At 35.6% G+C, this 18,789-nt stretch carries 20 protein-coding genes; 19 read left to right on the forward strand and 1 reads right to left on the reverse strand.

All coding sequences use genetic code 11. The annotated features are described in order from the left end of the window. Positions 1-47: 47 nt before the first annotated feature. Positions 48-1,439, reverse strand: a complete 1,392-nt coding sequence (locus ACTNDN_RS01455; RefSeq protein ID WP_349204660.1) for an alkaline phosphatase — start codon at positions 1,437-1,439, stop codon at positions 48-50. Between the two features lie 323 nt (positions 1,440-1,762). On the opposite strand from ACTNDN_RS01455, the gene spoIIIAA reads away from it, so the two are divergent. The 19 genes from spoIIIAA to recN all read left to right on the forward strand — a co-directional run bounded on the left by spoIIIAA (position 1,763) and on the right by recN (position 18,658). After that, positions 1,763-2,689: a stage III sporulation protein AA gene (gene spoIIIAA / locus ACTNDN_RS01460; RefSeq protein ID WP_031535269.1), complete on the forward strand. Its 927-nt coding sequence runs from the start codon at positions 1,763-1,765 to the stop codon at positions 2,687-2,689. Further along, entirely contained in the window at positions 2,690-3,205 is a 516-nt protein-coding gene (gene spoIIIAB / locus ACTNDN_RS01465) for a stage III sporulation protein SpoIIIAB (protein ID WP_031535267.1), read from the forward strand. A gap of 19 nt (positions 3,206-3,224) precedes the next feature. Continuing rightward, complete coding sequence (spoIIIAC, locus tag ACTNDN_RS01470; protein WP_016204918.1) at positions 3,225-3,431, forward strand: stage III sporulation protein AC; 207 nt, start codon at positions 3,225-3,227, stop codon at positions 3,429-3,431. Positions 3,432-3,439: 8 nt separating this feature from the next. After that, complete coding sequence (spoIIIAD, locus tag ACTNDN_RS01475; protein ID WP_031535265.1) at positions 3,440-3,835, forward strand: stage III sporulation protein AD; 396 nt, start codon at positions 3,440-3,442, stop codon at positions 3,833-3,835. A 31-nt stretch (positions 3,836-3,866) separates the two neighbouring features. Beyond that, positions 3,867-5,099, forward strand: a complete 1,233-nt coding sequence (gene spoIIIAE, locus ACTNDN_RS01480; RefSeq protein ID WP_051640901.1) for a stage III sporulation protein AE — start codon at positions 3,867-3,869, stop codon at positions 5,097-5,099. 15 nt (positions 5,100-5,114) lie between these two features. Further along, positions 5,115-5,747, forward strand: coding sequence for a stage III sporulation protein AF (spoIIIAF, locus tag ACTNDN_RS01485; RefSeq protein ID WP_031535260.1), 633 nt, complete (start codon positions 5,115-5,117; stop codon positions 5,745-5,747). Next, on the forward strand, positions 5,740-6,393 hold the full coding sequence (spoIIIAG, locus tag ACTNDN_RS01490) for a stage III sporulation protein AG (RefSeq protein WP_251629785.1): 654 nt from the start codon (positions 5,740-5,742) through the stop codon (positions 6,391-6,393). The genes spoIIIAF and spoIIIAG overlap by 8 nt, the downstream gene beginning before the upstream one ends. A gap of 13 nt (positions 6,394-6,406) precedes the next feature. Beyond that, positions 6,407-6,967, forward strand: coding sequence for a SpoIIIAH-like family protein (locus tag ACTNDN_RS01495; protein ID WP_235248086.1), 561 nt, complete (start codon positions 6,407-6,409; stop codon positions 6,965-6,967). A 484-nt stretch (positions 6,968-7,451) separates the two neighbouring features. Next, a complete protein-coding gene (accB, locus tag ACTNDN_RS01500) occupies positions 7,452-7,922 on the forward strand; it encodes an acetyl-CoA carboxylase biotin carboxyl carrier protein (RefSeq protein WP_031535254.1) in 471 nt (156 codons plus the stop codon). Between the two features lie 18 nt (positions 7,923-7,940). After that, on the forward strand, positions 7,941-9,299 hold the full coding sequence (gene accC, locus ACTNDN_RS01505) for an acetyl-CoA carboxylase biotin carboxylase subunit (protein WP_031535252.1): 1,359 nt from the start codon (positions 7,941-7,943) through the stop codon (positions 9,297-9,299). A gap of 15 nt (positions 9,300-9,314) precedes the next feature. Next, positions 9,315-9,722, forward strand: a complete 408-nt coding sequence (locus ACTNDN_RS01510) for an Asp23/Gls24 family envelope stress response protein (RefSeq protein ID WP_031535250.1) — start codon at positions 9,315-9,317, stop codon at positions 9,720-9,722. Positions 9,723-9,996: 274 nt separating this feature from the next. Next, positions 9,997-10,392 (forward strand): transcription antitermination factor NusB, encoded by a 396-nt coding sequence (gene nusB / locus ACTNDN_RS01515; RefSeq protein WP_031535248.1) that lies wholly within the window; start codon positions 9,997-9,999, stop codon positions 10,390-10,392. A gap of 187 nt (positions 10,393-10,579) precedes the next feature. Further along, positions 10,580-11,926: an exodeoxyribonuclease VII large subunit gene (gene xseA, locus ACTNDN_RS01520; protein ID WP_251629780.1), complete on the forward strand. Its 1,347-nt coding sequence runs from the start codon at positions 10,580-10,582 to the stop codon at positions 11,924-11,926. A 3-nt stretch (positions 11,927-11,929) separates the two neighbouring features. After that, positions 11,930-12,169: an exodeoxyribonuclease VII small subunit gene (gene xseB / locus ACTNDN_RS01525; RefSeq protein ID WP_031535244.1), complete on the forward strand. Its 240-nt coding sequence runs from the start codon at positions 11,930-11,932 to the stop codon at positions 12,167-12,169. Between the two features lie 3 nt (positions 12,170-12,172). After that, entirely contained in the window at positions 12,173-13,066 is an 894-nt protein-coding gene (locus ACTNDN_RS01530) for a polyprenyl synthetase family protein (protein WP_031535242.1), read from the forward strand. Between the two features lie 422 nt (positions 13,067-13,488). Next, entirely contained in the window at positions 13,489-15,381 is a 1,893-nt protein-coding gene (gene dxs / locus ACTNDN_RS01535; protein WP_031535240.1) for a 1-deoxy-D-xylulose-5-phosphate synthase, read from the forward strand. Between the two features lie 7 nt (positions 15,382-15,388). Beyond that, positions 15,389-16,219 (forward strand): TlyA family RNA methyltransferase, encoded by an 831-nt coding sequence (locus ACTNDN_RS01540; protein ID WP_031535238.1) that lies wholly within the window; start codon positions 15,389-15,391, stop codon positions 16,217-16,219. A gap of 284 nt (positions 16,220-16,503) precedes the next feature. Further along, complete coding sequence (ahrC, locus tag ACTNDN_RS01545) at positions 16,504-16,953, forward strand: transcriptional regulator AhrC/ArgR (protein WP_031535236.1); 450 nt, start codon at positions 16,504-16,506, stop codon at positions 16,951-16,953. Positions 16,954-16,969: 16 nt separating this feature from the next. Beyond that, a complete protein-coding gene (gene recN / locus ACTNDN_RS01550) occupies positions 16,970-18,658 on the forward strand; it encodes a DNA repair protein RecN (RefSeq protein ID WP_031535234.1) in 1,689 nt (562 codons plus the stop codon). The last annotated feature ends 131 nt before the right edge of the window (positions 18,659-18,789 follow it).

An 18,789-nucleotide genomic window follows, 5' to 3' on the forward strand; every position in this document is an offset into this window, starting at 1 on the left:
TGATAGAATATGTTGAAGTGATTATTTACGTTTGGATGTTTACCATATTAATTAGCAAAAGGATAGCCCATAATGGAGGCAATTTTCTTGGGAATATCGGTATTATCTAACACCCCATGAAATTCTTCTGCCCCCATTCCAAATGCGAAGACAACAATCATATTACTTGTATGCCCCCCTGTAGTGCTAAGCTGTTGTACTTCTGGTTGGAGGATACCGCCGTGGTAATGGTTCGCAATAATACTTCCAATTTGCCAGTCGATTTGTTGATCGCGATAGACTTGTTCTTTCTTCGGTAATTTGTTTGTTTGAAATTTGGCAAGCTCTTCATTAGTTATATCCATTGCTGCATAGTCTTTAAAGACCTTTCGTATACTTTTTTCCGTATAGTGATTACTTGTTTTTTTCTTCGTTAGTTGCTGAGCCATGTAATGAGGAGATGCAGTAATGTTTTTAAGTGCATTTATATCCATTGCTTCAGTGGCAGAAACCCCCATCGTTTCGTGGTCAGCGGCAACAACAACTAATGTATCTTGTTGTTTATTAGCCCACTCCACACAGTATTTAACCACTTCATCGAAGGCAATTGTTTCTTTCCATATTCCTGTAATATCGGATGCATGGGAGGCGTGGTCAATACGACCTCCTTCAATCATGGCAAAAAAACCTTTCTCGTCTTTTGATAGAATATCGAGTGTTTTTTTAGTCATTTCCTGTAAGGTTGGTTCTGTTGTTTTGAGTAGTTCACGATCTAATTGAAAATTTAAGTGAGCATCTCCAAAAAGCCCAAGAATTTTATTCGAATTTGTTTTTTCTAATTGATCTGCAGTTGAAATATAACGATACCCTGAGTTTTTGTATGCATCAATCAGGTCAATCCCTCTTTTATCTTTTCGAGTAAAGTATTTTTTGCCTCCTCCCATAATGATATCTACTTTATTGCTTAATTGTTGCTTGGCAATTTCCTCTTGGTCTGCCCATCTATTATTGACACTTGCAGTAAAGCTTGCTGGTGTTGCATCTGTTACCGAATTAGTAGTAATGATTGCTGTTCTTTTTCCCTCCTTTTTAAATATATCTAAAATGCTGTCTTCGTTTTTTCCATTTGGTGTAATGCCAATCATCCCATTATTCGTTTTCTGTCCAATCGCAAGAGCAGTTCCCCCGGCTGCAGAGTCGGTAACCCGATTATTGCTGGAGGATGTATGGACAATCGCTGTGTAGGGGAGTGTTTCCATAAAAAGTTTTCCTTTTACTCCATGCTCCAATAAGCGAGCAATTTCCATTTGCCCGATACCCATACCATCTCCTATGAGCAATATAACATTTTTAGGTTTATCCTTTTGTTCTTTGCTTAAAGCGGGCTTATCTACAACTGGTTGAACAGAAAGGAAGAACCCTAAACTAATGGAAAGGAAAACGAAAAGTAGCTTTTTCAAATCTTTATCCTCCTAGGCGTTCGACGTTTAATCTTGTATAGCTTTTGAAAAAAAGCATTTTTTAATCCCTATTTACCTATCTTTGCGAGGTTCTTAAATAAATTACATGTATAAAAATAAAGGAATCAAACAGGAAATGACATAAAAAAGGTAGACGAGCATACATTTTAATAAGTCATCCTATGTATGTTATGTGGAGGGAAGTTTTCTTCTGTATATGAATAATGAATAGCAGCCAGAATTAACTTTGCAAATTTACAACCAATAAAATCAATGAAAAGCTGAAAAAAAGCAGAAATCTTATAGCAAAGGAGGAATTTTTTGTGAATACTATCTATTCTTTTTTGCCTAAATCTATTGAAAATCAAATACTCACAATCCCTCCATCTGAAAGATTAGGTATGGAAGAGATTCGAGTTCGGATAGGCAGACCTTTAGAAGTATTTATAAATGGACATTCTATCTTTTTTCCATTTATTGTTTCGAAAGAGGATGGGAACCAATTACTAAATAAAATAAGTCGATACTCGGTTTATACAATGGAAGAAGAATTGAAAAGAGGTTATATCACTGTTCAAGGTGGGCATCGTGTTGGACTTGCGGGCAGAGTTATTTTGCAAGATAGCAAAGTAAAGGCAATACGGGATGTAGCTTCTTTCAATATTCGTATTGCAAAGGAGAAGATCGGAATAGCTAATCCATACATTCCCTATTTATATGATAAAGGAAAATGGCGGCATACGATGATTATTGGACCCCCGCAGACCGGGAAAACGACCTTATTAAGAGATATAGCTAGATTAATTTCATCTGAAGAGGAGCATTCATTACGTAAGCCAGCGAAAGTAGGGATTGTGGATGAACGATCCGAAATTGCAGGGTGTATGGATGGAATACCTCAAATGACGTTTGGCCAACGCATAGATGTTCTGGATGCTTGTCCAAAAGCGGAAGGAATGATGATGATGATTCGTTCCATGAGCCCAGATGTTCTGATTGTAGATGAGGTAGGTCGAAAAGAAGATGAAGAAGCAATCCTAGAAGCTGTTAATGCTGGTATTCAATTAGTAATGACAACACATGGATCAAGCTTGGAAGAAGTAAAAAAACGACCGATGCTTTCTAGGATGATAAAAATGGGCATATTTGAACGCTATATTGAATTAAATAGAAAGAAGGGTCCTGGCACAGTAACAGCAATAAGAAATGGACAAGGCCATTTATTAATGGATGAAATGAAGGTGAAATAAATGGTGAAAATAATTGGCGCTATCTTGATTCTTGCTTCAACAAGTTGGGGTGGAATGGAATTTTCAAAACTATTAAGCCAAAGACCAAAGCAAATAAGGGCACTAAAATCAGCACTTCAATCATTAGAGGCGGAGATTATGTATGGACATACCCCCTTACATGAAGCTTCCAGAAGATTAGCAGAACAATTAAGTGATCCACTAAGTTCTTTTTTTGGAAGTTTTGCGGAGCGCTTAATCAAAGAAGATACAACTGTCAAAGAAGCGTGGAGTTTATCTTTACATGATATTTGGAAAAAAACGGCGATGAAAGATACTGAATTAGAAATCATGAAGCAATTCGGTGAAACATTAGGCAGGCACGACCGTTTTTCACAACAAAAGCAAATAATGCTTACGCTGACTCATTTAGAAAGAGAAGAAGAAGAGGCAAGAGAAATACAAGGGAAATATGAAAAAATGGTAAGAAGCTTAGGATTTCTGTCCGGTCTGCTGATTGTCATTTTATTGATGTAGTTTTTAGGAGGAGACTTTTATGGGCTTAGAGGTCGATATTATATTCAAAATCGCAGGAGTAGGAATCGTCGTAGCTTTTTTACACACAATCCTCGACCAAGTTGGCAAGAAGGAGTATGCACAATGGGTTACCTTATTTGGATTTATTTACATTCTATTTATGGTAGCGAATATTGTAAATGATTTGTTTCAAAAGATAAAAGCCGTATTTTTATTCCAAGGGTAAAGGAGGATATCATCATTGAAATTCTTCAAATAGTTGGAATTGCATTAATTTCTACTTTTTTAGCATTGGTGGTAAAAGAACAAAAGCCCAATATTGCCTTTTTATTAGTTGTGTTTGTTGGCTGTGCAATTTTCCTTTTTCTTGTTGACCAAATAGCGGCAATTATCCAAATGGTAGAAAGAATTGCTTTAAATGCAAGGGTAAACACTGTTTACGTAGAAACAATTCTGAAAATTATTGGCATCGCCTATATAGCAGAATTTGCAGTGCAAATTACTAAAGATGCAGGACAAGGTTCTATCGCATCAAAGATTGAACTAGCAGGAAAAATCTTGATTTTAGCAATGGCGGTACCAATATTGACTGTATTAGTAGAAACAATTTTAAATATGATTCCAAGTTAAGTAGGAAACCGTTTATTTCGAGGTGGAAAAATTGAAAACAAAGTTGAAAGTCGTACTACTAATAATGGCAGCTATCTTTTTTCTCTATCAACCGATTGTACAAGCCTCACCTCATGAGTCACAAGAAGTACCACAGTCAGAAGCATTAGAAGAAACAAATGAAGAAGGAGTTGATCCAACAAAACTTGTTGAATCACAATTGGAGTCATTAGATCTAAATGAATTAACGGAATTTTGGGATTCGGTTAAAACAGAATATGGTGGATTTTTGCCAGAAAGCCAAAAGGGAAGCCTATATGATTTTATGATAGGAAATAAAACTTTTGACTTACAAGGCTTTTTTCACGGCATGCTACAATTTGCATTTCATGAAATTATAGTAAATGGAAAATTATTAGGATCGTTAATCTTGCTTACTATATTTAGTGTTTTACTGCAAATGCTCCAAAATTCGTTTGAGAAAAGCTCTATTAGTACTGTCGCCTATGCGATCGTGTTTATGGTTATCATTATTCTCGCATTGAATAGCTTTCATGTAGCAATTACTTATGCTAGTGACGCAATATCGAATATGACAAATTTTATATTAGCACTAGTTCCTTTATTGCTAGGGCTTATGGCAGCTTCAGGCGGAGCCATATCTGCAGCTTTCTTTCATCCCGTTATTCTTTTTTTAATGAATACAAGTGGGATGTTAATTGAATATATTGTGCTTCCTCTATTGTTTTTATCAACTTTACTTCACGTCGTAAGCAGTCTATCAGAACAATACAAAGTTACACAATTAGCTAATTTATTACGTAATATCAGTATAGGGATCTTAGGAACTTTCTTGACTATATTTTTAGGTGTTATTTCCGTCCAAGGTGCATCGTCAGCAATAACGGATGGAATTACGATTAAGACAGCTAAATTTGTAACGGGAAATTTCATTCCGGTTATAGGCCGAATGTTTACAGATGCAACAGATACAGTTATAAATGCTTCCTTATTGTTAAAAAACACGGTTGGAATAGCAGGAGTGGTAATTCTCCTTCTACTTGTTGCCTTTCCTGCGATTAAGATTTTAATGATTTCTTTTATTTATAAATTTGCCGCAGCACTTTTACAGCCAATTGGCGGAGGACCTGTTATTAAATGCTTAGATGTTATAAGTAAGAGTGTTATCTATGTCTTTGCAGCATTAGCAATCGTTTCCCTTATGTTTTTCCTAAGTATAACAGTAATCATTGTTGCAAGTAATATAACAATGATGGTGAGGTAGAAAGGAGGGGCAAGGATGAATTTTATTACAGAGTGGGTTACAAATATAATTCTGTTTATTTTGCTAGCAACTGTTGTGGACATGCTATTGCCAAACTCTACCTTTCAGAAATATGCCAAGATGGTCGCTGGATTATTACTAATAACTGTTATATTGACACCTGTATTTAAGCTGATTTCGAGTGACTTTGAAGCTGTGTTCACTGCCAGTGCGATCGGCGAGCCAGAACAAAAAAATATGAATAATTCGATCGAATTGAAAAAAAGAGAAATACAAGCCTCACTTGATGAATATACATTAAATAAAATGGCTGTCCAATTAAAAGAGGATGCAAATGAGGAGTTGATAGCAAATTACGGAATGGAGATCAATTCGATTCAATTATCAATCGACAAAGAGAAGGATGTTGGGTTTCCTGAAAACTTAGCAGAAATGGTTATTCATATGAAAGAAAGCAAGGATCCACAAAACGTTGTGGAAGCTGTAAGCCCTGTTCGAATTGACACACAGCAACCTCTTCTTGACAAAAATGAATCGAAACAAATGGATACAGAAAGTATTGTTTCTTTTCTTTCCGAAAAATGGGAAGTACGAGATGATGCAATTGTAATTATGTACGAAGGAGGGGAGGAGGAGAAAAATGGATAACAAGGACAAAGGGCCATTAAGCTGGTTAAAAAATGTACTGTCAAATGACGGGGATGAAAAGAAAAAAGGAAAAGCCACCTATCTTGTCATCGTTGTATTGTTTGGCGTAGCCATTATGCTTTTAAGCAACATGTTTTTTAAGGACAATAATAACGCCCAAGAAGTTTCCGCATTAAGTAATGATGCTTCCTCTGAAAATGCTCAAGAAACATTTGGACAAAAAGCCGATAGCAGCAATTTAACTATTTCTGATTATGAAGAACAATACAAGGAACAAATTAAGGAAGCGATAAATGCAATAGCAGGTGTCAAAGATGCGATTGTTTATGTGAATTTAGAAGGATCTGAAAAAAAAATATATGAAAAAAATAATTCACAAACGATTCAAAAAACAGAAGAAGAAGATACACAAGGAGGAAATAGAAGCGTAGAAGAAACATCGAATGAGGAAACAGTGGTATTGGTGCCCAATGGGGATAAACAAGTTCCAATTGTAGTGGAAACGATGAAGCCTAAAATTGCTGGTGTACTCGTTGTTGCAAAAGGAGCTGAAAATATAAAAGTTAAAACAATGATTGTGGAGGCAGTTACTCGAGCGTTAGATGTTTCAAGCCATAGAGTTTCTGTACAGCCTAAACAAAACTAAGGGGGAATAATAGATGTTATTAAAAAAGCAAACAGTATGGTTATTAACGATGTTAAGTTTGGTTGTGGTATTGTCAGTCTACTATATCACATCCCCAGAATCTCGATTAAATGAACTTGCAACTAGCGAAGATGAGAATACAGAAAATGCAACAACGAAGGATGCAGAGGAAGCAGCTACTGATAGTAACGGGGAAAGCACTGTTACAACAACTGACTCTGAAGCAGTATTTGAACAGATGAGACTTGATTTAATGGAACAGCGTGACAAGATGAAGGAAGAATTAGTAACCATTCAAGGTTCAAAGGATAAAACAGCAGAAGAAAAAAATGAAGCTACAGAAAAGATTAAAGAGCTTCAGGAAATTACAGATAATGAAAAGATTATGGAAAGCCTAATTAAAGCAGAAAATTATGAAGATGTGCTTGTACAGACCTCAGATGATGGTACAGTGAAGGTAACCGTAAAAGCAGAAGAATTATCCGCAGAAGCAGCGAATGAAATTGTTCAGCTTGTTCGCAAAAATATGGATGCACCAAACGCTAATGTTGCAGTAAAAATTGATCCACAATAATAATATTTGTGAAAATGAGAGATAATGAATAGTTAGCGTAACTGTAGATACTTTTTGGGAAGTGTCTACAGTTTTTTTGTAAGGCGATTGTCCAAACAATCAGGAAAATAGACAATGGAATATAAGGTGTGTAACTGGTCAGCAAATTAAGTAGAGGTGTTCAAAAAGAGAATGAAATAGAATAAATTAGGAAGAAAATAGAGCTTCTAACAGTAATTAATTTTTGCTCTTTTTACCTCTATAATAATAGTAAGCGTTTTCTTTTAATTGTGCACCTTGGATTAGTTATTTTAAAAAGATAGTGGTATGATAAGTATGTAGAAAGAGAGGAGATCCCCTTTCGACTCACATAATAAAAGGAAAAAAATGAAAGTAATAGTAGCAAAAAAGTCATATTTTAAAGATGGTTGTTGAATTATCATAAGGTCTTATCGTATGATATTAGTATCTAGTCCTAAAAGAATGATTTAAGGGGTGCAATTATATGTTAAATATTTCAGAAGTAAAAGAATTAATTAAATTAATAGATGATTCTACTATTAGTAATTTTTTATATGAACAAGATGGTGTGAAAGTCGAAATCAAGAAGAGTGTTGGCGAAACAGTAGTTTCAGCGCCAGTTATTACAAAATCAATTCAACAACAAGAAGCAACAACGAAAGAAGTTGCAGTTGAAAGTGTAGTTGCAGAAACACCTGCAAAATCAATCGATGAAAACTTACATAAAATTACTTCTCCAATGGTAGGAACTTTTTATCAATCAGCTTCTCCAGACGCAGATGCGTTTGTAAAAGTAGGAGACAAAGTGACGAAAGACTCTGTTGTATGTATCGTAGAAGCGATGAAGCTATTTAATGAGATTACAGCAGAAGTAGATGGGGAGATTGTAGAAATCCTCGTTAAAGATGGAGAACTTGTAGAGTACGGAGAACCATTATTCCTAGTAAAGGCGTAACAAAGAGGGGTTTAGTCAATGATAAAAAAACTGTTAATCGCAAATAGAGGCGAAATAGCTGTCCGCATAATAAGAGCATGTCGAGAATTAGATATTCAAACTGTAGCCATTTATTCAGAAGCAGATAGTGAGGCTTTGCATGTACAAATCGCAGATGAAGCATACTGTGTTGGTCCAAAAGCTTCCAAGGATAGCTATTTGAATTTTACAAATATAATCAGCGTAGCAACATTGACTGGATGTGATGCTATTCATCCAGGATACGGATTTTTAGCAGAAAATGCTGATTTCGCTGAACTTTGCAGAGATTGCAAAATCACGTTTGTTGGCCCTAGTCCAGAGGCTATTAATAAAATGGGGACAAAAGATATTGCTAGAGAAACGATGCGTCAGGCTGGTGTTCCAATCGTACCTGGATCCCAAGGTATTATTAAAGATTTAGAAGAAGGAATTACTTTAGCGAAAGAAATAGGTTATCCAGTAATTATTAAAGCTACGGCAGGTGGCGGTGGTAAGGGTATCCGTGTTGCTAAAACAGAAGAAGAACTAGTTAAAGGAATAAATATTACCCAACAAGAAGCTTTAACAGCCTTTGGTAATGCAGGCGTGTATTTAGAAAAATACATTGAGGATTTCCGCCATGTAGAATTGCAAGTACTTGCAGATAATTACGGAAATGTTATTCATTTAGGAGAAAGAGATTGTTCTATTCAGCGTCGATTGCAAAAACTCCTTGAAGAAACACCGTCTCCAGTTTTAACAGAAGAAATGAGAGAGAAAATGGGAGATGCTGCAGTTAAAGCTGCAGCAGCAGTTAATTACACAGGTGCAGGAACAGTAGAATTTATCTTTGACTATCAAAATCAAGCATTCTATTTCATGGAAATGAATACGCGTATCCAAGTAGAGCATCCAGTAACAGAGATGGTAACAGGTATTGATTTAATCAAAGAACAAATACTAGTTGCATCAGGCAAACCACTAGAATACAAACAAAAGGATGTTACATTTACTGGTTGGGCAATAGAATGTCGGATTAATGCAGAAAATCCTGCGAAGAATTTCATGCCTTCACCAGGGAAGATTAACATGTATTTACCACCAGGCGGATTAGGAGTACGTGTTGATTCAGCTGCTTATCCTGGTTATACGATCCCACCATACTATGATAGTATGATTGCTAAGGTAATTGCATATGGGTCAACTAGAAAGGAAGCTATTTCCCGCATGAAACGGGCGCTGAGTGAGTTTGTGATCGAAGGTGTAGATACCACGATTCCCTTTCACTTGAATCTCCTTAATCATGAAAAGTTTGTGGAAGGCAACTTCAACACAAAGTTTTTAGAAATGTATGATTTAATGAAATCAGAAGATTAAAAGGAGGAAAAGGTAATGAGCGAAACAACAAGTTTAGAAATGAACCAAGAGTATAATGGATTAGGTAAAGTAGAAATTGCTCCTGAAGTAATTGAGGTTATTGCAAGTATTGCTGCTTCTGAAGTGGAAGGTGTAGCACAAATGAGAAGCAATTTTGCAACTGGAGTAGTGGAAAAGTTTGGTAAAAAATTACACAACAAAGGTATAAAGGTTGACCTCAGTGAAGAAGGAATAAAAGTGGAAGTATATTGCGTGATGAATTTTGGTATATCTATTCCACAAGTAGCTCAGCAAATTCAAGATAATATTCGTCAGACATTAATTAATATGACTGGACTTGTTACAGAAGAGGTTAATATTCACATTGTTGGAGTTCAGTTTGAAACAGCAAAACAAGAAGCTGAATTACAACAAGAGATGTAAAGACACAGGCAAAGGAACGATAGCATAGCGTTTAAATAGCAAAGGCTGAACAGGTAAGAGCAAAATAACTATTAATTGAGGGACTTCCTCATTAATAGTTATTACTGATAACCTGGACAGCCTTTGTTTTTGTGAAAATTACCTGTTAATAAGAACAGAATTCTAGGTTTTTTTCATGTAAGATAGAGTTTTGTTTTTATTTATGCTATTATTCATGTAGCATAGATAAATAGGTTGAAAAACCTATGGAAGGATTTTAAAGGAGCCATAAATAATGAAAAGAAGAACTGCCAGAGAAAAGGCCTTACAGGCACTATTTCAAATTGATATTAGTGATATAGATAAGGAAACAGCAATAGAACATGTTTTAGAAGGAGAAAAATCAGATTTATACCTTACCAAATTAGTGGATGGTGTATTAAGCCATCAAGTATCTATTGATGAAACGATAAAGCAATACCTAGAAAATTGGTCTCTAGAAAGAATCGCAAATGTAGACCGTAATGTTCTTCGTCTTGCTACGTATGAAATTATGTATAGTCAAGCAGATGATGTACCTGTAAATGTAGCAATTGATGAGGCTGTAGAGATTGCTAAACTTTATGGTGATGATCAATCTGGTAGATTTGTCAACGGTGTATTATCTAAGATTAAAGCTAATCAAGAGTAGTAAGAGAAACGATGGTTTGATTAATAGTATGAATATGTGACAATTCAAATTTTGTTTCCTTCTAGAACAAAAAATTTGATATCATCCTGAATTGTTTCCTTCTATAACCTATAAACATGAACGAAAAGGGATGTGGTGTATGGATACTACACCCCTTTTTCCATCCTGTAAAAGGAGTTTTTTATAAATGGAATCACGTTATTTAACGGTACATGCATTGACAAAATACATAAAAAGGAAATTTGATGCAGATCCTCATTTGCATGAGATTATGGTAAAAGGAGAAATCTCAAATTTTAAGCAGCATTCAAGTGGTCATATGTATTTTACCTTAAAAGATGAAAAGGCGAGGATTTTGGCAGTTATGTTTGCTCGAAATAATCAGCAAATGAAATTTAAGCCGGAAAATGGGATGAAAGTACTTATTAAAGCAAGTATCACAGTTTATGAATCAAGCGGGCAATATCAAATGTATGTTTCAGAAATGCAGCCAGACGGAATAGGTCAACTTTATTTGGCTTATGAACAGTTAAGAGCTAAATTGGAACAAGAAGGCATGTTTCGCCCAGATCATAAGAAAGCCATTCCTAAATATCCCAGAACAATTGGTGTAATTACCTCTCCAACTGGTGCTGCAATAAGAGATATTATTACGACAATTAAAAGACGATATCCCATTGCAAAAATAATGATCTATCCAGCACTAGTGCAAGGAGAAACAGCGGCTCCTTCTATTGTAAAGGCTGTTCAACAAGCTAATGAACAGGATTCTCCATTGATTGATGTCCTCATAGTAGGTAGAGGTGGCGGTTCCATAGAGGAATTATGGGCTTTTAATGAAGAAATCGTTGCCAGAGCCATTTACACTTCGAATATTCCAGTAATTTCCGCTGTCGGTCATGAAACAGACTTTACTATTTGTGATTTTGTTGCTGATATGCGTGCGCCGACTCCAACTGGAGCAGCTGAGCTTGCTGTACCCCATATAGATGAACTTGTAGAGCGTATTTTGACAAGGCAAAGTCGGTTGATTAGAGGGATAAAAGAGAAAGTTGAGTTACAGAAGCTTCGTCTAAATAGAATTCAGCGTTCCTATGCATTTCGTTATCCAAAGGTATTGTATGACCAAAAAATGGAGCAGCTAGATAAACAGACAGAATTATTAACGCGTAATGTGCAAAGAGTTCTTGAACAGAAACATATGCAACAGGAATTAAAACAAAAGCAGCTTGTTAGAAATCACCCTAATCATTATATCAAGAAGGCCAATCAAGATTTAGCTAGCTTACAAAAAAATCTAGTTCGTAATACGGAGCTTATTCTGCAAGCAAAAAGACAAGCTTTTCTTTCGAAAATAGGGAAGATGGATGCATTAAGTCCGCTGAAAATAATGGAAAGAGGCTATAATGTAGCATACGATCATCACGGGAAGTTAATAGCAAGTATTAAACAAGTCAAGCCTAAGGATCAGATTGAGTTAAACCTGGCTGATGGAATGGTAGAAGCAGAAATTATTGCGGTAAAGGAGAGATAGATTTTGGCAACCAATTCAGAAAAAAATCCATCTTTTGAAGAAGCGATGGAAGAATTAGAGAGAATCGTTGAAAAACTAGAAGAGGGAGACGTTCCGTTAGAAGAGGCAATTAACACGTATAAAAAAGGAATGGAGCTTTCTAAATATTGTCATGAAAAATTGAAAAATGTGGAAGAACAATTAGCGGAAGTCGTTTTAGAGAATGGAAAAAAACAACCGTTTTCGATTGCTGAGGAGGAATAAAGCTTGAATAATATCTCTTTGTCAGCATTTACAAGCAACTATAAGGATATATTGGAAAAGGAATTAAAGAAAAATGTAGAAAAGCTAGCAGCACCAGCTAACTTAAAAGATTCGATGCTCTATTCCTTAAACGCGGGTGGAAAAAGAATTCGACCATTACTTTTGTTTGCAACTATACAGGCGTATGGAAAAGATCCACTTATCGGGTTATTACCAGCAATAGCAATTGAGATGATACATACCTACTCCTTGATTCACGATGATTTGCCAAGTATGGATGATGACGATTTACGAAGAGGTCTACCAACAAATCATAAAGTATACGGGGAGGCAATTGCAATTTTGGCAGGAGATGCCCTACTTACCTACAGCTTTCAAATAATGGCGAATATGAAGCAACAAAATATTCCTGCAGAAACGATACTCGCGACAATCGGTCTTTTAGCAGAAGCAGCTGGTGCAGAAGGCATGGTGGGTGGACAAGTTGCGGATATTGAAGGGGAAAATAAAACCTTAAATCAACAAGAGCTTGAGCAAATCCACCTACATAAAACAGGAAAGCTACTAGAGGTTAGCATAATAATTGGTGCAAAATTAGCAGGTGCTAATAACACTGAAATAAAGCAGCTAAAGCAATTTGCTTATCATTTAGGTTTAGCCTTCCAAATTCGAGACGATATATTAGATTTAGAGGGTGATGAAGAGCTTATTGGAAAGCCAATTGGAAGTGATATGGGTAATCACAAGAGTACCTATCCAAAAATACTCACAATGGATGGAGCGAAAAGTGAATTAGATTTGCATATCAGACAAGCAAAAGGTCTTCTTGAAAGCTTGCCTATAGATAGTGCAATCTTAGAAAAGATTACAGATTTAATTGCCTATAGAAATAATTAATTATATCTTCCTTAAAACATTTAAAGGCTTTTTCGGAACTATATAGGAAAATAAGAATAGAGAATCAGATGACCAGGGTGTCTCCAGCATATTTGACAACACTTATGCATTTTATAGAAGTATAAACCTCTATATTTGTGCAAGAGGAGTGTTCCATTTGGAGGCATCCTTCTTTTTAGCGCTTCATTTCATTCATTTAACTATGTAGAATTACTACTATTATGGGGGAATGAATGGTATAATACATATTTAATAATAAGAATAAATTAGGTTTTTTTTATAAAATAAGGTATTCTAATATAAAATACAATCTTTGGCGAAAAAGAAATGAAAATGGTTAAATGGAAGGAAGATATACCAATATAGTCATTTAAGAAATATTGACTATTGGTTATAACTGAACGAAAGTGAGTTGTTACCTAATGGATTTAATGTCAATTGAAAATCCAGCATTTTTAAAAGGATTATCCAATGAGGAGCTCAAGAGCCTTAGCGAAGATATCCGTCACTTTTTAATTAATCAACTTTCTCTAACTGGTGGCCATATTGGTCCAAATTTAGGAGTAGTCGAATTAACACTAGCACTTCATAAATGCTTTGATAGTCCAAAGGATAAAATGCTATGGGATGTAGGGCATCAATCCTATGTACACAAAATTTTAACTGGTCGAGCAAAAGATTTTGATACCCTTAGACAATACAAGGGGATGAGCGGTTTTCCAAAAATGAATGAAAGTGAGCATGATGTATGGGAAACAGGCCATAGCTCCACATCTTTATCGGCAGCAATGGGAATGGCAGTAGCTCGCGATTTGAAAAAGGAAGACTCTTATATTATTCCGATTATTGGGGATGGAGCCTTAACAGGTGGAATGGCCCTTGAAGCACTTAATCATATCGGTGATGAAAAGAAAAATATGATTGTGATTCTTAATGATAACGAAATGTCGATTGCCCCAAATGTCGGTGCCCTTCATCAAGTATTGGGAAGATTAAGAACTGCTGGCAAGTATCAATGGGTTAAAGATGAATTAGAAATGCTTTTAAAGAAAATTCCTGCAGTCGGTGGTAAGATGGCAGCTACTGCTGAAAGAATTAAAGATAGTTTAAAGTATTTATTAGTGTCTGGTGTGTTTTTTGAAGAGTTAGGCTTTACTTATTTAGGGCCAGTTGATGGACATGATTTCGAAGACTTATTTGAACAATTAAATTATGCAAAGAAAACTTCTGGACCAGTATTATTACATGTAATTACGAAAAAAGGGAAAGGATTCTCTCCTGCTGAAAAAGATAAAATTGGCACATGGCACGGAACAGGTCCATATAAGATTGAGACAGGAGATTTTGTAAAGCCGACTATTACGGCACCTGCCTGGAGTAAACTAGTAAGTGATACTGTTTTGAAATTGGCGCGAACAGATGAACGAATCGTTGCTGTTACACCTGCGATGCCAGTTGGTTCAAAATTAGAATCATTTGCAAAAGAATTCCCAAATCGAATGCTTGATGTTGGAATAGCAGAACAGCATGCTGTTACATTAGCAGCTGGACTGGCAACACAAAAAATGAAGCCATTTTTAGCGATTTATTCTACATTTTTACAACGTGCATACGATCAAATGCTTCATGATGTGTGCCGTCAAAATTTAAATGTGTTTATCGGAATTGACCGTGCAGGCTTAGTCGGTGCAGACGGAGAAACGCATCAAGGGATTTATGATATTGCATTTTTACGTCATATGCCAAACTTAGTTTTAATGATGCCGAAAGACGAAAATGAAGGGCAGCATATGGTAAATACGGCAATCAAGTATAATGATGGACCAATTGCAATGCGTTTCCCTCGCGGAAATGGAATTGGGGTAGAGCTAGATTCTGCATTAAAAACGATTCCAATCGGTACATGGGAAGTGTTAAGAGAGGGATCTGACGCAGCAATCCTTACTTTTGGAACAACCATTGAAATGGCAATGGAGGCAGCAAATCAGCTGGAAGCCCAAGGCATACACGTGAAAGTCGTCAATGCGCGATTTATCAAACCATTAGATGAAGCAATGTTAACGGATTTATTAAAAAAACAAATTCCAATATTGACATTAGAAGAAGCAATTCTGCAAGGTGGATTTGGAAGTTATTGTTTAGAATATGCACACGATCATGGCTATGGCGCAAATGTAATCGATCGTATGGGAATTCCTGACCAATTTATTGAACATGGTGATGTCCATTCTTTATTAGAAGAAATTAATTTAACAAAAGAAGAAGTAGTAAATAGACTTTTAGCGATTGCAAGAAATAAACAAAAGAGGGCTTAGAGCATTCATGAAGAAAGAAAGAATAGATGTATTATTAGTGGAACAAGGTTTATTTGAAACAAGGGAAAAGGCAAAACGTGCTGTGATGGCAGGGATTGTTTATTGTGAGGAAAATAGACTGGATAAACCAGGTGAAAAAATAAATGCCGATGCTAAGCTGACAGTAAAAGGAAAGACGCTGCAGTATGTTTCAAGAGGCGGCTTAAAGTTGGAAAAGGCACTCAAAGTATTTGATGTCAACATGAAAGATAAAGTATTGCTTGATATCGGCTCTTCTACAGGAGGATTTACTGATTGTGCTTTGCAAAACGGAGCAAAGCAATCGTATGCCTTAGATGTAGGCTATAACCAATTAGCGTGGAAGCTAAGACAGGATGAGCGTGTAATTGTTATGGAAAGAACGAATTTCCGTTACGTAACTCCTGCTGATTTAGTAGGAGAAATGCCGAATATTGCTTCTATTGATGTTTCATTTATTTCTTTAAAGCTAATATTGCCTGTGTTAAAAACATTATTAGTTTCAGGCAGTGATGTCATTGCTTTAGTGAAGCCGCAATTTGAAGCGGGAAGAGAACAAGTTGGGAAAAAAGGAATTGTCAGAGATCGAAAAGTCCATGAGTCTGTTTTAGAAAAAATAATCGATTTTTCGAAAAAAGAAGGATATATCATAAAAAATCTGTCCTTTTCTCCTATAACTGGCGGTGATGGCAACATTGAATTTTTGCTTCATCTTCATTGGGATGAACGCGAGGAGAAACATGAGCATTTTTATCAAATAAAAGAGACTGTGGAAGCGGCACACGCTGAATTGAAGGCAAATAAAGAAACCGATAAATAAGCAAATGGTAGAAGGGTTTGACTACATGAAGAGAACTAGTACAATAATGCTAGTAGAAGATCTCTTATGTTGGCTAACCCTTTTTGCTGTACAATAGAAGATACAAAAGTAATGTTGTTTTATTCTTTGTTCTTGTAAAAAGGCGAACAAACACGGTAAAATAAGATAGAAGGAAAATGTCTAAAAAAATCGAATGAACGAATAAAAGGAAACAAATACTTTTATATAAAGAGCAATAAACATTATACATAATGAAATGATAACCACTATAAAGGATGGAAAATATGAATAAGGGTCAAAGGCATATAAAAATAAGAGAAATTATTACAAATAATGATATAGAAACGCAAGATGAATTAGTAGATGAATTGAAAAGTGCCGGCTATAATGTAACACAAGCTACTGTTTCAAGGGATATTAAAGAATTACATTTAGTTAAAGTGCCCCTTCAAGATGGTAGATATAAATATAGCCTTCCTGCTGACCAACGATTTAATCCATTGCAGAAATTAAAAAGAATGCTGATGGACTCCTTTGTTAAAATCGATTCAGCAGAAAATTTGCTCGTTCTAAAATCTTTGCCTGGGAATGCACAGGCCATTGGTGCATTAATTGATAATTTAGATTGGGATGAAATACTAGGTACAATATGTGGAGATGATACATGTCTAATCATTTGCCGCTCTGCTGAAGAAGGCAAGAGAATTAGCGATCGTTTTCTTGATATGCTTTAATTTGGGGGGACATTAATTGCTAAGTGAATTATCGATTAAAAATTTTGCAATCATAGATAGTCTATCCATTTCCTATAATAAAGGACTTACTGTACTAACTGGTGAGACAGGTGCAGGGAAATCCATTATCATTGATGCAATTAATTTGTTAGTTGGTGGCCGTGGTTCTGCCGAATTTGTTCGACATGGAGAAGAGAAGGCAGAAATTGAAGGATTATTTTATATAGAAGATGGTCATCCATGTTTTCGAAAAATGAATGAATTTGGAATAGATATAGATGAAGGTACAATTGTATTAAGAAGAGATATTGCGCTATCTGGTAAAAGTGTTTGTCGAATAAATGGAAAACTAATTACGATTTCTGTTTTACGAGAAATAGGGTCCACACTGATTGATATACATGGACAGCATGAACATCAGGAATTAATGGACGAAACGAAACATTTACAATTATTGGATACTTTTGCAATGGGAGAATTGGCTCCTGTTTTGGAAGAATATGAAGAAATTTATCGTTCTTATACACAAACGCAAAAAAAATTAATGAACTTAACAGAAAATGAGCAGCAAATGGCACAAAGGCTTGATTTACTGCAATTTCAGTTTAATGAAATTGAAAGTGCTCATTTGAAATTAAATGAAGATGAAGAATTGTTGGAAGAAAAAAAGAAGTTAAGTAATTTTGAAAAAATATATGATAGCATTCAAACAGGCTATACAGCTCTTAGAGGGGAACAAAAGGGCTTGGATTGGCTTGGGGAAGTAATGGGAAATATGGAGGAAGCTGCAAGCTTAGATACTGAATATAAAGATATGGCTGAATCTGTTTCCAATAGTTATTATATTTTAGAAGATATTGCAAGACAGATGCGGGGTGCTTTAGATTATTTAGAATATGACCCAGAAAGATTAAATGAAATTGAAGCAAGGTTAAATGAAATTAATACATTAAAGCGGAAATATGGCAAAACGGTATCGGAGATTTTAGAATATGCTGCTAAAATTGAAGAAGAACTAGAAACCATACAAAATAAAGAGACACATATTGATTTATTAGAGCGCGAATTAGCTTCCCTAAAAAAAGATTTATTAGTAGAAGCAAAGGAACTGCATGTTTTAAGAAGAAAAGCGGCAGAGCGTCTAACAAATAGTATTCATCAAGAACTAAAAGAGCTATACATGGAAAAAACAGTTTTTGAAGTAAGAATAAATGCTAATGAAAATAATGTCACGAAAAAAGGAATAGATGAGGTAGAATTTTATATTTCCACAAATCCTGGTGAACCTCTTAAGCCATTATCGAAAATCGTTTCTGGTGGAGAGCTATCGAGAATGATGCTTGCACTAAAGAGCATTTTCTCTAAGCATCAAGGCGTCACTTCTATAATATTTGATGAAGTAGATACTGGTGTAAGTGGAAGAGTAGCTCAAGCGATTGCCGAAAAAATTCATCATGTTTCAGTCGATTCGCAAGTATTATGCATTTCCCACTTGCCTCAAGTAGCTGCAATGGCAGATACTCATTTATTTATTGCGAAAAAAATAGAAGACGGTAGAACCTCTACATCTGTTACCCCATTGGTTCAGCAAGATAAGATAAAAGAGATAGGACGAATGATTTCTGGAGCAGAAATTACCGAATTAACAAAAAAACATGCAAAAGAACTGTTAAAATTAGCGCAAAAAGCTAAGAATAAAGTATAGACACGTAAAACCTCTGTATATGTGCAGAGGTTTTATTTTATTGATGGTTTCGAAAACCCCTGGCTATGCCGGGGGTTCCGGAGAGCTTATAGCGAGGTAACAAAAAAACCTCCTTTCATGGTAGGATAAAG

Origin of the sequence: Niallia sp. HCP3S3_B10 (assembly GCF_052064465.1) — a bacterium.
GTDB lineage: Bacteria > Bacillota > Bacilli > Bacillales > Cytobacillaceae > Niallia > Niallia hominis.

Excerpts from the sequence above, each read along its gene's own strand:
- spoIIIAB (WP_031535267.1), top strand. The coding sequence starts at position 2,690 with ATGGTGAAAATAATTGGCGCTATCTTGATTCTTGCTTCAACAAGTTGG.
- spoIIIAC (WP_016204918.1), top strand. The coding sequence starts at position 3,225 with ATGGGCTTAGAGGTCGATATTATATTCAAAATCGCAGGAGTAGGAATC.
- spoIIIAF (WP_031535260.1), top strand. The coding sequence starts at position 5,115 with ATGAATTTTATTACAGAGTGGGTTACAAATATAATTCTGTTTATTTTG.
- spoIIIAG (WP_251629785.1), top strand. The coding sequence starts at position 5,740 with ATGGATAACAAGGACAAAGGGCCATTAAGCTGGTTAAAAAATGTACTG.
- ACTNDN_RS01495 (WP_235248086.1), top strand. The coding sequence starts at position 6,407 with ATGTTATTAAAAAAGCAAACAGTATGGTTATTAACGATGTTAAGTTTG.
- accB (WP_031535254.1), top strand. The coding sequence starts at position 7,452 with ATGTTAAATATTTCAGAAGTAAAAGAATTAATTAAATTAATAGATGAT.
- accC (WP_031535252.1), top strand. The coding sequence starts at position 7,941 with ATGATAAAAAAACTGTTAATCGCAAATAGAGGCGAAATAGCTGTCCGC.
- ACTNDN_RS01510 (WP_031535250.1), top strand. The coding sequence starts at position 9,315 with ATGAGCGAAACAACAAGTTTAGAAATGAACCAAGAGTATAATGGATTA.
- nusB (WP_031535248.1), top strand. The coding sequence starts at position 9,997 with ATGAAAAGAAGAACTGCCAGAGAAAAGGCCTTACAGGCACTATTTCAA.
- xseA (WP_251629780.1), top strand. The coding sequence starts at position 10,580 with ATGGAATCACGTTATTTAACGGTACATGCATTGACAAAATACATAAAA.
- dxs (WP_031535240.1), top strand. The coding sequence starts at position 13,489 with ATGGATTTAATGTCAATTGAAAATCCAGCATTTTTAAAAGGATTATCC.
- ACTNDN_RS01540 (WP_031535238.1), top strand. The coding sequence starts at position 15,389 with ATGAAGAAAGAAAGAATAGATGTATTATTAGTGGAACAAGGTTTATTT.
- ahrC (WP_031535236.1), top strand. The coding sequence starts at position 16,504 with ATGAATAAGGGTCAAAGGCATATAAAAATAAGAGAAATTATTACAAAT.